Source organism: Segetibacter koreensis DSM 18137, assembly GCF_000374045.1.
GTDB classification, from domain to species: Bacteria; Bacteroidota; Bacteroidia; order Chitinophagales; family Chitinophagaceae; genus Segetibacter; species Segetibacter koreensis.
In genome coordinates this window covers 53,322-68,220 of sequence record NZ_KB893330.1, presented here as the reverse complement: position 1 = coordinate 68,220, position 14,899 = coordinate 53,322, and the positions used below count along the sequence as shown (strand labels likewise).

Below are 14,899 nucleotides of genomic sequence, written 5' to 3'. Positions count from 1 at the left end.
ACTGATACTGCGAAATACAATTAAAGTTATGGAATTAATAAAGTCGCTCGAATGGCGTTATGCTTCAAAGAAAATGAATGGTCAAAAAGTGCCTCAGCAAAAGATAGATAATATATTAACGGCTATACAACTTACTCCGTCATCTATGGGTTTGCAACCTTATACTGTTTTGGTTATTAATGATCCTGATCTTAAAAAACGGATCCAACCGGTTGCTTACAATCAATCACAAATTGTAGATAGCTCGCATTTACTCGTATTTGCAGCCTGGGCAGATATTACTCCGGGCCAGGTTGAAGAGTACATACAGCACACAGCAGAAGCACGCAAGACGCCTGTTGAAGGATTAAATGATTTTAAAAACTCTTTGCTAGGTATTATACTTAAAAATGACACCGAACAGAACTACCAGTGGGCAGCAAGGCAAACTTATATTGCCTTTGGTACAGCTATAGCCGCCGCTGCTGAAGAACGGGTAGATGCTACTCCAATGGAAGGTTTTGATGCAGCAGCTCTGGATAAATTACTTGGATTGAACGAAAAAGGATTGCGAAGTGTTACTTTATTGCCTTTAGGTTATCGTGATACAGAAAACGATTGGCTCGCAAATCTTCCTAAAGTGAGAAGACAAAAAGAAAAACTGTTCATCGTGCAGTAAATATTACGATGAAAAATTATGAAGAAAGCTGAAATAGTGGAGGTTATTCCTTCCGGCAAAATAGTGGTAGGTGTTAAAGATGCACCTGTTACGTTAATGGAGTTTGGGGATTATGAAAGTGAAGCGTGTGCTAAAGCAAATGTGGTAGTAAATGCTATATTGGAAGCATTTCCGCAACAGGTGAAATTTATCTTCCGTCATTTTCCAATACTGAAATTTCATCAAAAGGCGCATAAGGCAGCAGAGGCTTCACTGGCTGCTGGGCAGGAAGGTAAATTTTGGGAGATGCATAATGAACTCTTTGCTAACCGTCATAGTCTTGGAGTCATTAGCCTGAAAGGGCATGCACGCGACGTTGGCGTGAAATCAAAAAAATTCCTTGAAGAAATAATTAACGGTTACTATGGTATGTATGTGCAGGATGATTTGAGAGAGGGTATTACATTAGGAGTAACGGATATTCCTGCTTTTTTTATCAATGGTAAAAAGTTTGAACAGGAACCTAGTTTTGAAAATTTAAGCAGTTATATTCAAAACCTGCTGGAAAAAACAAAACAAAAAGCAGTAAAAAGTGCTGCTTGAATAAAAAAATCAAGCCTTTAAAATTTACAAATGAAAGTAGAAATATGGTCAGACATCGTTTGCCCGTTTTGTTATATTGGCAAACGCAAGTTTGAAAAAGCAGTAGAAGGTTTTGAAGGAAGAGATAAGTCAGAAATTGTATGGCGCAGCTTTCAGTTAGACCCTGAAATGGAATATGTACCCGGGCAGTCTGTGCATGAATACCTGGGGAAAAGAAAAGGCACCTCTGCTGCGGAAGGGAAAAAAATGAACGATACAATGGCAGGCATAGCCAAAGAAGTAGGACTTGAATACAATTTTGATAAGGCTGTAATTAATAATACATTGAATGCACATCGGTTACTGCATTTGGCTAAGGAAAAGGGCTTGCAGAACGAAACCAAAGAACGTCTGTTTGCTGCTTATTATACCGAAGGCAAAAATGTAGGTGACATAGATACACTTGTGCAGCTAGGAGAAGAAATAGGGCTTGATGGAGCAGAAGTAAAGCAAACATTAGAAAGTGAGGCTTTTGTGAAGGAAGTGCAATTAGATCAGTATGAAGCACAAAAGATTGGAGCCCGGGGTGTACCATTTTTTGTATTTAATGATAAATATGCAGTATCGGGAGCACAACCAACCGAACTGTTTTCCGAGGTGCTTCATAAGGTGTGGGAAGAAGAAAAGCCCGCTTTAACTAGCCAGGAAGGTGAGGGTTTCTGCACTATTGATGGCGTTTGTTAACCCTATCCTTACAGCGGTGTTATTAGGCCCTATACTAATGCTGGCTTTAAAACTTATTACATTATTACAACTTCTATATTGTAACCCAAAAGTCGCAGCCTTCTGGGTAAAAAAAATTTCTGTTCCCTTGAAAGCTGTATTAAAATTTACTAACTAAAAGTTTGATAGCATTCATTCACCATAAATGTGAACAGGCAGATATGCCTGACAAATAACAATATGAAAAAGCAAGTTTTATTAACGCCATATAATTTGGCAGGATTAGAGTTGAATAACCGAATGGTAATGGCACCTATGACCCGCAGCCGTTCTAATAACGAGGGCAATGTAGCCACATCATTAACGGCGAAATATTACGCGCAACGCGCGACAGCCGGATTAATTATTACAGAAGGAACTTTCGTAAGCACAAAAGCAGTAGGTTTTATCAATGTTCCAGGTATTTATAGTGAGGCTCAAACTGAAGGATGGAAACTGGTAACAAAAGCGGTTCATGATAATGGAGGAAAAATATTTGCTCAGTTGTGGCATACTGGCCGCTTATCACACCCTGACTTACACAACGGGGAGCTGCCGCACGCGCCTTCAGCTATCAATCCAAACTCAAAGGCATATACCACCGCTGGTTTTGTTGACACCGTAACGCCTAAAGAAATGAGCATTGAAGAAATAAAACAGACTGTTCAAGACTTCAAAAATGCCGCCGCTAATGCAGTAAAAGCAGGTTTCGATGGAGTGGAATTACATGCGGCCAACGGCTATTTATTTCACCAATTTTTTAATGGTGTTTCCAATCGTCGTACTGATGAATATGGTGGCAGTATAGAAAATCGTGCGCGCATTTTATTTGAAACATTAGATGCTTTAAAAGGAGTTATTGATTATGATCGCGTAGGTATTCGTTTCAATCCTTCTATGCACAATGCAATGGGTATGATGGTGGATGAGCAAACAATTCCAACATTTGAATATATTATAAAACGCTTGAATGATTATAGTCTTGCTTACATTCATTTAACTGAACCCTTTACCAATGTTGATGATGTGCCGTTTGCGGTAAGCAAGGTAGCGAAACACTTCAGACCCTTGTATAATGGTACACTCATTATCAATAAAGGTTTTAACAAAGAAACAGGCACACAAATAATTGAAGAGGGTTATGCTGACCTGGTTGCTTTTGGTGTTCCTTTTCTTGCCAATCCCGATCTTGTGAAGAGGTTTGAAATTAGTGCCCCTTTAAATAAACCCGATCAGCAAACTTTCTATACAACAGGAATAAAGGGCTATTTGGATTATCCCGCATTAACTGCTTAATTAACTGACTATATTTTTTCAAATTTAAAAATTTTACCGGTTCTTAGGATTTGCTGCTGCAACAAAACCATCAGGTCTGGTTGTTGTAGCAGTACTCTATCTAATTAATATTGGACTTATGATGAAATACTTAATCCCTTTTATTGAGGTACCGTTTTAACAGACGAGGGCTAGAAAAGAGATATGGAAGAAATGTAACGGTATAAAAAATAATCTTAAACATAATATCATGGAAAAAACAAGTAGTCCTGTTTGGTTTATAACTGGTTGCTCTACGGGTTTTGGAAGAGAGCTTGCCAAATTGATATTAGGCAGAGGCTGGAATGCAGTTGTTACTGCCCGAAACGTAGACCAAATCAAAGATATTGCAGAAGGATATGAAAACGCACTGGTACTATCACTTGATGTGACCAATAAATCTCAGGTTTTAACTGCGATAGCTAAAGCAGAAGAAACGTTTGGGAAAATTGACGTTTTAGTAAATAATGCAGGATATGGTTACTTCAGCAGCATTGAAGAAGGTGAAGAAGAGAAAATCAGGGCGCAATTTGAAACAAACTTTTTTGGATTAGTTAATGTAATTCAGGCAGTATTACCTGGAATGCGAAAACAACGACACGGCCACATTATTAATTTTTCTTCTATTGGAGGACTTGTAGGCTTTACCGCAACTGGTTTTTACCATGCAACCAAGTTCGCAGTGGAAGGATTATCTGAATCGTTGTCTAAAGAAGTAGAACCGCTGGGAATTAAGGTATTATTGGTTGAACCAGGACCTTTCCGGACAGATTGGGCAGGACGGTCAACCTCCCGTACACCTGTTCAACTGGCAGATTATGAAAGTACGGTAGGAATACGCATGGCAGCAAGTCAAAAGGGTAGTGGTAAGCAGCAAGGAGATCCTGTGAGGGGATGTGAAGCCATTATTGAAGCAGTCGAATCTCAAAGTCCCCACCTGCGTTTATTATTAGGCAGGCCGGCTTTTGACATGGCGCTACAAAAAGTAGACGCACTTAAAGAAAATTTTACAGCATGGAAAGAGCTTACCCTTAGTGCAGATTTTCCTGAATCAGAACGATAAATTATTGGGCAAATAAAACAATCGGCGAAAGTTTATGTAATAAAAAAGCATTAGAAGTAAAGGGGTCCTGACGTATTAGATATTTTTATAGACTAAAATTAAATATATGGAATCATTGCGAGGTAAAACAGCGTTGGTAACAGGCGCTGGCAAAGGAATTGGAAAGGCGATAGCTGTAGCACTGGCTAAGGAAGGTGTAAACGTAGGCCTGCTTGCGCGCACAGAAAAAGACTTAAAGGCCGTGGCAGATGAAATTACTCTTTTAGGCGTAAAAGCATCTGTTGCTACTGCTGATATAAGTAACAGAACTGAGGTAGAAGCAGCCGTTGCAAAAGTGCAAAGTGAATTAGCACCTGTGGACATACTTATTAATAATGCAGGGACCGGAACGTTTGGAAAGTTTCTGGAACTTGAACCTGAAGTATGGGAAAATATGATTAGAATAAACGTATTTGGTGTGTATTATGCAACGCGGGCTGTATTGCCGCAAATGATAGAAAGAAAAACCGGTGATATAATTAATATTTCTTCTACAGCAGGTAAAACGGGTAGTGCTGTAACGAGTGCGTATAGTGCATCTAAGTTTGCCGTGTTTGGTTTAACGGAAAGCTTAATGCAGGAGGTACGTAAGCACAACATCCGTGTAATGGCATTAGCACCAAGTACTGTAGTTACAGATTTAGCACATAGCGCCAATTTAATTACTGGTGATCCTGAAAGAGTCATGCATCCGGAAGACTTTGCTGAACTGATTATTGCCCAACTAAAATTAAACCGAAGAATATTTGTAAAAGAAGCCAGTATTTTTTCTACAAATCCATAAACAGGTATTAGGTGCTTCGAAAAGGGTTAAAAAATTTTCGAAACCCGTCTACTGCAATAACTTGTATTCACTTTACTTGCCGTGGATAATAATTACATCCTGGCCTCTTTGATTTTGTTTAGGTTTATCTTTCACTCCATGATCAGTGTAACTGGCGGTGACAACAAAGGCGGCTTGTTGCTGAGTTTCAACAGGAGGTTTAATGGTAAAGTAACCTTCTGTGCCCCGGAAGTAACTCACATTAGGATCAGCTGCGTTTTCTAAGATCCAGGTAACCATTTCCCGGGTTTCTTCTTTCGTTAATTCAGTATGCGTAGGCATGGTTACGTTGCCCCATACACCTGATGAACCTTCCCGGATATGTTTTTCGAGAATATCAAGATTCAATTTTGTATTGGGATAGCGTTTGCTAATATCGTAAAATGAAGGACCAATTAATTTACCGGTAAAAGCGTGACAGTTAAGACAATTTGAACTTTTAATGGCTGTTAACCCTGTCGGTTCGCTTTTGTCTCCCTGCTTTAATTCAGCAGATGCTTTTGTTGCGTCAGCCAGGTACTTTACCTGTAGAAACACATCATTTGATGAAATTTCCTGGAATTCAGATTCTCCATCCTCCGGGTCAGACACTTTGATCTTATAAGGAATTGGAGTGTTCCATGCATAAGAATTGTTGTTTGCAGGAGTAATGATTTTTACAACAGGTGGATGGTTTTCTTGCCCTTTTATATTCTTTTCGAAATTGCTGCTGACCGTAACAAAAGAATATAAAACAACAACAACAAATACATACATTAGAAAGAATGTTAGTTTCTTTAGCATAAGTTAACTTCAGATAAATTGTTCTGAAAAATCAAATATTATTAATCTCCCTGGCTACCCGTTGAGCCGAACGAATACACGATTCCATTCCGCGGCTGAGATTGTCTGCATAAGTGCCGGCAAAATATATTCTTCCATCAGGTTTCATTATTTGTGGCCAAAACTTATGCATTTCTCCAATAGGAAATGGTTCCATCTCACAGGTTGGTGCAAACTTATCTTTTGTCCAGTCTACCGTTAATGCCTGTACAATTGTGTCTTTTTTACCTGGATAGAGTTTTCTAAAAGCAGCTAAAACCCGTTGGGGAGAAAGTCCGCCAGGCCCATATGCCTTTAAGATAATGCGAGTCGTATCTACCTGGTTTGTTTCCTGCCAGACAGATGAAATATCAGGATGTTCAAATTCCATATTAATGCTTTTTATTCCATCATCTAACCAAAATCTTGAACTTGCTTCAAATACATAAAAGGGATGAGAACTGTAAGAGATGTTGTCTACTACATATTGCTTTTCCGGTGATAACGCAGGAGTTACCGGAATGTTTTTAAATATGGGAAGTGGAATGCAGTTCACGAGAAAATCTGCGGTCATTTCTTTTTCTTCATCATAGCCGTAGGCCTTGTAAATAACCGTGATTCCGGTTTCGCCACGTTTAATAGCAAGAACAGGATGATTTAACAAGACACGTGATCCCAGCCGTTTGGCAAAAGCAGTAGGAAGTTCCTGGTTGCCACCTTTCAAATGAAAAGTTTCGCCCTCCGACATTGGTATTCCGCGAAAACCCATAATTGCCAGCCGCCACAAGTAGTAGAGCGCAGACGTATTCTGTCCTCCAAGAAAACGAAGTGCAGTTGGTGACGCATTTTCTTTTTTAAAAATATCAACAATGGAAATTTTATCCAGATCATCGTAACCTATCCCAAAGGGCTCGTCAGGGGCAGCAAACTTATTGCGATAGGATTTCAAAAACAGCGAGCTTAAATTGTACCAGGGGTTCTTGGATAGGAATGTAACTTCCCTTTCATTAAAACCCAGTTTTCTTAAAACCGCGGGATCAGCAAGCATTTCGCGTGAATAAAATTTACCATCAATCATTTTAAGGGCATTTTTATCAGGGGCGGCCTCAGAGCCTTCTGCATTGGGGTAAGGAAGTGCAGTAAGATCGAACTCCTTCACATACTCAAAAAATCTTTCATAACCCGGCTTTGTTATGTGGTCGGCTCCGTAATCTGCATATAACCCTTCAGACAAGCCGTCGCGACCGGTAAAGACGTGTCCTCCATGCCTCCCGTTAGCCTCCAATACAACTACATCATGACCGTTTTTCATTAATTCATAGGCACAGCATAAACCGGTAATGCCACCACCGGCAACAATAACTTTCTTACTTTTACCAGGAACAGAAACACCAATATTGCCGACTTCTACTTTTACAACATCTTCCATAGCTTCTAGACTAACAGGAGCAATAAGAGAAGTACCTATTCCGGCTATCATTGTGTTTTTAATAAAATCTCTTCTTTTTACATTTTTCATTTACCTGGCTTTATGCTAATAAATTTTAGAAACTCTGTTGGTCGCGTTCATGCAGAATGTTCACTACACCTCGATAATTCAAGATCGCAATGCCAGTTATTACACCATCCTGGCAGCAACCCGTTTTTTCGCACTGCATTGTTCGGCTTTAGCCTTAATTGCAAAATACTTATTTAAAGTTGTAACAATTTCTGTATTCTATAAATAACATCTTGATTTCTACAAAATGTCGTGGAAGAGGTGTGAATGTGATATTGATAGCAATTGGATAGTATATACGACTACATACTTGACAAACTCACTGTTTTCATAAAACAATTGGCCGAATGATCAATATAAAAAGTTACGTCAAAACGTTTTGTTCTCCCACTAATAAAAATAAACTATGTACTTTCTCTATTTTAATTTGAACTAATGCGATACTTACGGCTTTCAAAAGTGTATTCATTTCTTCGACTAACTCAGCGGCAAAATAAATCTATAAGAGAGTGTTTCAACAAAATTTGAATACCTATTTAAATTATTTATATTTGAGTTGTGATAACCTGCTCACCTACTACATAAAGAAAATAACTACACCGAGCCCTAAAGATTAAGTGAATAAAAAGCTGATAACAGCAATTAATTTTATTTATCTGAGGCAAAACTGCCGCAAATAAGTTCTTATTATCAGAATGGTTAGATACAGACTCTACACGTGCAAACCTCAACCCCCAAGTCATGAAAAATATTTTGGTATTTATACTTGCAACTTCAATTACATCTTCTCTTTCTGCTCAATCGACTTTATTTACCGCAAATGCAAAAGCTGATTCATTTATTGGGCACAAAGTAATTTTAGATAAGCAGTCAAAAATTGTTTCCTGGATCACACCTCAATCAAGTGCTTATAGTAAATTTCTCCACCAGCGGTGGAACTTCATTAAAACCAGGGTTCCAAATAGTCCGGGCCCTAAACCCCGATCCTCTTATCCGCAATATTATTTTTACTGTGCGTACCTCTGGAATCTTGAACCTGATACATGGATGAATGATGTTGGTGAAAAAATACCAAACTGGTTTGAATCTGCTCGTTTATATTATGCGTATACGGGCGATACAACCGTAATGACTATTGTAAAAAAACTGATTGATTATACTATAGCTCATGGGACCAGTCCTTCAACATTTGCTTGGCCAAATTTTCCATACACTACCACCAATGCAGGCGACACAATCTTTCGTGGTTTTACATCAGCTGGAAGATTTGTTTTGCATGAAATACAGGTAGACCATGCAGGTGATATGGGATTGACCTACTACCGGCTGTACCTGTATACAGGTGAAGAAAAATATAAAACAGCGGCAGTTAATGTTGCAAATACGCTTGCTCTCAAAGCAAGAACGGGTTCTGCAACCAAGTCTGTCTGGCCTTACAGGGTAGTGATGAGTACAGGTGAAATTAAAGCGGAATATGGAGCCAACTGGATAGGATGTTACTCGCTGTTGGACAATCTTGTGAAAGCAAAAATTGGTAATATATGCGATTATCAACTGGCGATGGACAAAACACGGAATTTTATACTTCAATTTCCTATGAAAACAGGTTACTGGACTGATGGCCACACTGATAATAATGTTAACAGCAACACATATAAAAGTAACATGAGCGCGAGCAATGCAAAACTGTATATGTTTGATCATCCAGAGTTTGATACCGCGTGGAAAACTGATATACCGAAACTGATAAAATGGACCGAGGACAATTTTGTTACCCGTTGCGCAGGAAACGAACCTGCTAATATGTGGGGGGCAAATATAGTAGGGGAACAGGATGGATTTTTGATTAAAATGGATTATCAGACAGCGCGATATGCAGCAGAATGCGCACGTTGGTATGCAATATCGGGCGATGAAAAATATAAAGATAAGGCGTACCGTTCATTCAACTGGGTTACCTATTGTAATGATTCGACCGGGCGTGCTTTTGAGAGCCCGGTCAGTAACGGGATCTCCAATTGGTGGTCTGACTGTTATGGTGAAGGCCCTCGCATGTTTTATCCAGCTTTAGGGGCAATTCCGGAATGGGCGCCCCTCCATGAAAACCACATTTTGTATTCTGAAGGAATATTAAAAAAAGTATTTTACAAGCCTAAAAGAATTGAATATAGGGCTACAAGCGATAATGGAACAGAATATCTACGGCTTGCATTTAAACCAGTAAAAATAACTTTAAATGGGAAGACTATTTCATTACGTTCCGATCTAAGAGACCAGGGCTATGTTTTGAAAAGCCTTGCTAATGGTGATTATGCAGTTACAATTAAAAGAATGAGCTTGGGAAATATAATAATTACGGGTCTGTAATATTCTGAGGTACAAAATTAACAGGTTTTATCTGCTTTTGATCGGTCTTAATTGTAATGTATTTCTATAGCCTGCTGCAATAGTTCAACTAGTATCAACTTCAGTGAGTAAAGGTTTTAAATCACCTTAACCTTGATCAGTTTGTAACCTGAATTTCAAAAAAAAATCCTTCCAATTTTCCAAATAATTCCATCAAATCTGGTTCTGCCAATCCGCAGTTCAGCCTAACTCAGGTCGAGACAATTAGCTAACTTTACATAGGTGTTTGAATGCAAACTATATGAATGAATTTAATGACTTTAATAATCCACATGTTGCCCTGTTGCCAAAACATTTAAGGCAATTTATAGTAGAACAGCATTATGAAAAATACACACCTGTTGATCATGCTGTATGGCGATACGTGATGCGTCAAAATTATAGCTATTTAAAAGATGTGGCTTATTACCCTTATATACCTGGTTTGCGTAAAGCCGGCCTTACTATAGAAAAAATTCCTGATTTGCAGGAAATGAATGACGCACTCGCAAAAATTGGATGGGGAGCTGTTACTGTCGATGGTTTCATTCCTCCGGCCGCCTTTATGGAATACCAGGCATACCACGTTTTGGTCATTGCCGCTGACATACGCCAGCTACATCATATAGAATATACTCCTGCTCCTGACATCATTCACGAATCTGCCGGCCATGCTCCTATAATTGCAGATAGTGATTATAATCAATACTTAAGTTATTTTGGTTCTATTGGTGCAAAAGCAATGTTTTCCTTTAAAGATTTTGAGCTGTATGAAGCAATACGCGAACTGTCAATTTTAAAAGAGTTGCCAGATGCTGACGCTGATGAGTTAACCCAGGCAGAAAAAAAGGTAGCGTTCTGCCAGCAAAATCTTGGTGAACCTTCAGAAATGGCTTTATTAAGCCGCTTGCATTGGTGGACAGTAGAATATGGTTTAATAGGAACATTGGAAAATCCGAAAATCTACGGAGCAGGTTTGTTATCGTCTATCGGCGAAAGCGCTAACTGTATGAAGCCGGAAGTAAAAAAACTCTGGTACACTATTGACGCAGTTAATTATCCGTTTGACATAACTAAACCACAGCCGCAGTTATTTGTAACACCAACTTTTCAAAATTTGATAAATGTACTTGAAGAATTTGCAAATACGATGGCTTTTAGAAAAGGGGGTGCCGAAGGTGTGCTTAAAGCTATAGAATGCAAAAATGTTTGCACGGTTGTTTACAATTCGGGTTTGCAGGTCTCAGGAATATTTACAGATGTGAAGGTAGATGACAAAAACAATGTAATTTTTATTAAAACCGGCGGACCTACTGCTCTCGCTGAAGAAAATAAGCAACTAAGCGGTCACGACAAGAGTTATCATAAAAATGGTTTTACATCCCCTGCGGGAAAACTAAAAGGAAACAACTTGCCACTTGAAAATTTTTCAGAAGAAGACTTGCAAAATATAGGCATTGAAAAAGATAAACCTGGTTCCCTCAAATTTGAATCAGGCATTACTGTAGGTGGAGTGGTTGCACAACTGACATTTAAAAATGAAAAATTATTAATTATTACTTTTGCAAACTGTACGGTTAAAGGTGTTGACGGGGAAAATTATTTTGAGCCTGCATGGGGTAATTATGATATGGCAGTTGGAGAAAGAATTAGGTCTGTTTTTTGTGGGGCAGCAGATAAAAACGCTTTTGAAGAAGTTGCATTAATTCCTAAAACCAAAACCCATCACCATAATTATACTGTAAGGGAAAAGGAATACCAGCAATTGTTTCAGGCGGTAAGAAATTGCCGGGAGCAACACAATGATTGTCTTCAGTTGCCCGAAGTTTGGAACAGGTTAAAATATGTTTTTCCTGATGATTGGTTATGTTCTCTTGAAATTCTCGAGATAATGACCCAGGAGAACATTTATACAGAAATCGCAAAAGAAATAAAAGAATATTTAGAGCGCAAAGCTTCCACATCGGCAGAATATGAAAAACTAATAACAGATGGGCTTTATCTTATTGATCATCCCGTCGTCGAGTTGGCAACTACATAAACTATTTATATGAATATTGTAATAACAGGTGCAAGCAGCGGGGTAGGATATGAAGCGGTTCTCGAACTTATTCTTAATACTGATAATGCAGTTATCGCGCTGGCGCGTTCCGAAGATAAGTTGGAAACTCTATCTGAACTTGCCTTAACTCTTAATCCTGATTGTAATTTAATAACATCAAGGTTTGATATTGTACATGGAGATTACACTGCCGACTTAATTCCTTTTGTGAAGGAGAGGATTGGAAGTATAGACGTTCTTATTAATAATGCAGGCACACTTATCAATAAACCTTTTGAACAAATAACGCAATTGGATTTTGCTGAAATGCTTCAAACAAATTTACTCGGGCATGTAAAAATGATTCAGTTTTTGCTTCCCCTTATGAGAAAGGGTGCTCATATTGTTAACATTGGCAGTATGGGCGGTTTCCAGGGAAGCGTCAAGTTTGCGGGTTTGTCAGCATATTCTGCAAGCAAAGCCGCCTTGCATACATTAACCGAATGTCTTGCATTGGAACTTGCTGATAGAGGTATTAAAATAAATTGTCTCGCTTTAGGCTCTGCCCAAACCGAAATGCTTGCAAAAGCTTTTCCGGGTTATCTTTCACCAGTTAAAGCTGCAGAAATGGGAAAGTTTGTTGCAGATTTTGCGCTTTCAGGTCATAAAATTTTTAATGGTAAAATTTTGCCCGTTTCTATTACGACTCCTTAAGCACACAAGTTTATTTTTCTATATTCAAATGTTCAATAATTATATTAAATCTGTTTGTAGCGGCACTTGTTTTAAAAAAACTGATGCAAAAAATAAATTATGAAGTTAATTGAAACGGGCTGCAAATATTCAATAGGTTAATAAGCGTTTAATAGCAGGTTTTTTTATGCTTTTTAGTGTGCTGTAAACATAAACGCAACATTTGCTATTTTGATTCTTTGCGGGCAGAAATAGCTGTATAGCCCGGAATAGTTAAGAAAGTACTTTTTTTGTAAGGAGCAAAGCCGGCTTCTTTTTGCCATAATTTAATTTCCTGCAAACTCCATATGCCCGATGTGCTGCTTAGGGCGAAAAAGAAATCTCCTAACGCGCTCAACATATCCCCGTTGTATTGAATAGTATCAGTTCTTAACACTTCCATAATTGTAAAAACGCCCCCTGGTTTCAGTGCTGTGAAAGCCTTTTTTGCCACAAGTATATTTTCTTCGTTTGTAAAGTGATGAGAAACGCTTGCCATTAAAATAAGGTCATACATTTCATTTCCCAAATCGTCGGTAAGTACATTGCCTGCCCGGTGCTTTATTCGGTCTCCCATTGTATACTTTTCTAAAATAGGTTTTGCTTTTTCTACAGCAGCAGGAAGGTCAAGAATTACTGATGAAAGACCAGGATTTTTTTTACATAAGGCAACAGAATATAATCCGTGAGCGCCGCCAATATCAAGCATTTGAGAGGCATTTGCAGGAACAGGGATTTTTCTTACTGCTTCTTTAGATGTCGCAGAGGCTGCTGCTTCCATTGCTTTTTGATAATAAAACCATTCTTCTTCGTTGAAAGTGTTGTGGTATTGAAGCCCCTGGCCTGTTTCCAGAAAATTCCCTACGTTATCCATCCACTTTAGGCAAACGCGGTTGTCAAACATCATTAACCAGTACAAGGATTCGGGGCTATCTTTCAGTATCCATTTTTTTGATTTTTTTGTGAGAAAAAAAGAATCGTTTTTATAATTTATCAAACCCATTGTTGCGAGAACTCCTAATAAACTTTTAAGCGCTTTTTCATTTAAACTACATGCTCCCGCAATGTGGGCTAGCGAAACGTTGTTACGGCCAATCGCTTCAAAGACTCCTTTGTCAACTGCCTCGAGCAAAAACTTGCTTAGCATAAACCCGAAGTGCGAATAAGCTAATGGCGTTGGTACAAGGCCAGCCTTTAACGCAACCCACTCCAAGGGATTTTGAGCGATGGGAGAAAACTTCATAGTACTGTTTCTATTTTGTGTTAACCTACTTTACAATGATCTCCACGTATTATTTGAAAAAGTTAAATCAGGGAACTAAAAGATGAATGTACTGCGTCGCAACAATGTCTCATAGTATTCCTACACTTTGGTTCATAAAAATCTTACCACTATCTTAATGATTAGTGATAATATACGTTCTGTTCCTGCAGCTATCAATAAAAAAATACGAATTTTGAAGATCTGAAAATAATGAACAATGAGGAAAAAGAAGTTAGTAGTGTTGACCGGCGCGGGAATAAGCGCAGAAAGCGGCCTTAAAACTTTTAGAGATACAGACGGATTGTGGGAAGGATACAATGTATATGAAGTGGCTACCCCAACGGGATTTGAAAAAAATCCTGAGCTGGTGCTCGATTTCTATAATATGCGTCGAAAAGATGTAGCTGCGGCTAAGCCAAATGAAGCACATACTGGTCTTGCAGAGCTTGAAAAAGATTTTGATGTTACCGTAATCACTCAAAACATAGATGACCTTCACGAAAGAGGCGGAAGCAGCAATATAATACACCTGCATGGCGAAATCTTTAAAATGCGTAGTGTAACAAATTCAAACCTTATTTACGACATAAGGGGCGACATCAATATAGGAGACCTTGCTGAAGATGCAGGCCAGTTACGGCCTCATATAGTTTGGTTTGATGAGCTGGTACCTAAAATAGAAGATGCGTTAGAGGTAATGAGTACAGCGGAAATATTTGTAGTTATCGGCACTTCATTGTTAGTTTATCCTGCTGCCGGCCTGGTAAATTACGCTCCTGCGAATATTCCTAAATTTATAATCGATAAAAATATTCCTTACACACGTTCGATAAGCAATGTAACTGTTATTGAAAAACCCGCCACAGAAGGAGTGAAGGAGTTGAAAAGAATATTAAGTGAATTTACCTAAACAGTTTTTTCAGTTTTATTTTAGATGAATGAAAAAAGGGTAGGAGAG

The 14,899-nt window shown here is 38.5% G+C and carries 13 protein-coding genes; 10 read left to right on the top strand and 3 right to left on the bottom strand.

Translation table 11 applies throughout. The annotated features are described in order from the left end of the window. Positions 1–28 precede the first annotated feature (28 nt). The 6 genes from B154_RS0114805 to B154_RS0114775 all read left to right on the top strand — a co-directional run bounded on the left by B154_RS0114805 (position 29) and on the right by B154_RS0114775 (position 5,181). Positions 29–658, top strand: a complete 630-nt coding sequence (locus B154_RS0114805) for a nitroreductase family protein (protein WP_018615040.1) — start codon at positions 29–31, stop codon at positions 656–658. Positions 659–676: 18 nt separating this feature from the next. Further along, positions 677–1,240, top strand: coding sequence for a DsbA family protein (locus tag B154_RS28675; RefSeq protein WP_018615039.1), 564 nt, complete (start codon positions 677–679; stop codon positions 1,238–1,240). Positions 1,241–1,270: 30 nt separating this feature from the next. After that, positions 1,271–1,963 carry a DsbA family oxidoreductase gene (locus B154_RS0114795; RefSeq protein WP_018615038.1) on the top strand — a complete coding sequence of 231 codons (693 nt, stop codon included), beginning with the start codon at positions 1,271–1,273 and terminating at the stop codon, positions 1,961–1,963. A gap of 219 nt (positions 1,964–2,182) precedes the next feature. Then, entirely contained in the window at positions 2,183–3,277 is a 1,095-nt protein-coding gene (locus tag B154_RS0114785; RefSeq protein WP_018615036.1) for an alkene reductase, read from the top strand. A gap of 229 nt (positions 3,278–3,506) precedes the next feature. Beyond that, positions 3,507–4,358 (top strand): oxidoreductase, encoded by an 852-nt coding sequence (locus B154_RS0114780; protein ID WP_018615035.1) that lies wholly within the window; start codon positions 3,507–3,509, stop codon positions 4,356–4,358. 106 nt (positions 4,359–4,464) lie between these two features. Further along, positions 4,465–5,181: a 3-ketoacyl-ACP reductase gene (locus B154_RS0114775; protein WP_018615034.1), complete on the top strand. Its 717-nt coding sequence runs from the start codon at positions 4,465–4,467 to the stop codon at positions 5,179–5,181. A 72-nt stretch (positions 5,182–5,253) separates the two neighbouring features. On the opposite strand, the gene B154_RS0114770 is transcribed toward B154_RS0114775, so the two are convergent. Both B154_RS0114770 and B154_RS0114765 read right to left on the bottom strand, forming a co-directional pair. Beyond that, positions 5,254–6,003 (bottom strand): c-type cytochrome, encoded by a 750-nt coding sequence (locus B154_RS0114770; RefSeq protein ID WP_157580781.1) that lies wholly within the window; start codon positions 6,001–6,003, stop codon positions 5,254–5,256. 31 nt (positions 6,004–6,034) lie between these two features. Continuing rightward, positions 6,035–7,540, bottom strand: coding sequence for a flavin monoamine oxidase family protein (locus B154_RS0114765; protein ID WP_018615032.1), 1,506 nt, complete (start codon positions 7,538–7,540; stop codon positions 6,035–6,037). Positions 7,541–8,260: 720 nt separating this feature from the next. Between B154_RS0114765 and B154_RS0114760 the strand changes: the two genes are divergently transcribed. From B154_RS0114760 to B154_RS0114750, 3 genes are all read left to right on the top strand, one after another. Then, positions 8,261–9,886: a hypothetical protein gene (locus tag B154_RS0114760; RefSeq protein WP_018615031.1), complete on the top strand. Its 1,626-nt coding sequence runs from the start codon at positions 8,261–8,263 to the stop codon at positions 9,884–9,886. Positions 9,887–10,166: 280 nt separating this feature from the next. Next, positions 10,167–11,945 carry an aromatic amino acid hydroxylase gene (locus B154_RS0114755; protein WP_018615030.1) on the top strand — a complete coding sequence of 593 codons (1,779 nt, stop codon included), beginning with the start codon at positions 10,167–10,169 and terminating at the stop codon, positions 11,943–11,945. Between the two features lie 9 nt (positions 11,946–11,954). Further along, a complete protein-coding gene (locus B154_RS0114750) occupies positions 11,955–12,659 on the top strand; it encodes an SDR family NAD(P)-dependent oxidoreductase (RefSeq protein WP_018615029.1) in 705 nt (234 codons plus the stop codon). A 205-nt stretch (positions 12,660–12,864) separates the two neighbouring features. On the opposite strand, the gene B154_RS0114745 is transcribed toward B154_RS0114750, so the two are convergent. Continuing rightward, positions 12,865–13,920: a methyltransferase gene (locus tag B154_RS0114745; RefSeq protein WP_018615028.1), complete on the bottom strand. Its 1,056-nt coding sequence runs from the start codon at positions 13,918–13,920 to the stop codon at positions 12,865–12,867. Positions 13,921–14,158: 238 nt separating this feature from the next. Here B154_RS0114745 and B154_RS0114740 point away from each other — a divergent pair, with 238 nt between their 5' ends. Further along, positions 14,159–14,851, top strand: a complete 693-nt coding sequence (locus tag B154_RS0114740) for an SIR2 family NAD-dependent protein deacylase (RefSeq protein ID WP_018615027.1) — start codon at positions 14,159–14,161, stop codon at positions 14,849–14,851. Positions 14,852–14,899 lie beyond the last annotated feature (48 nt).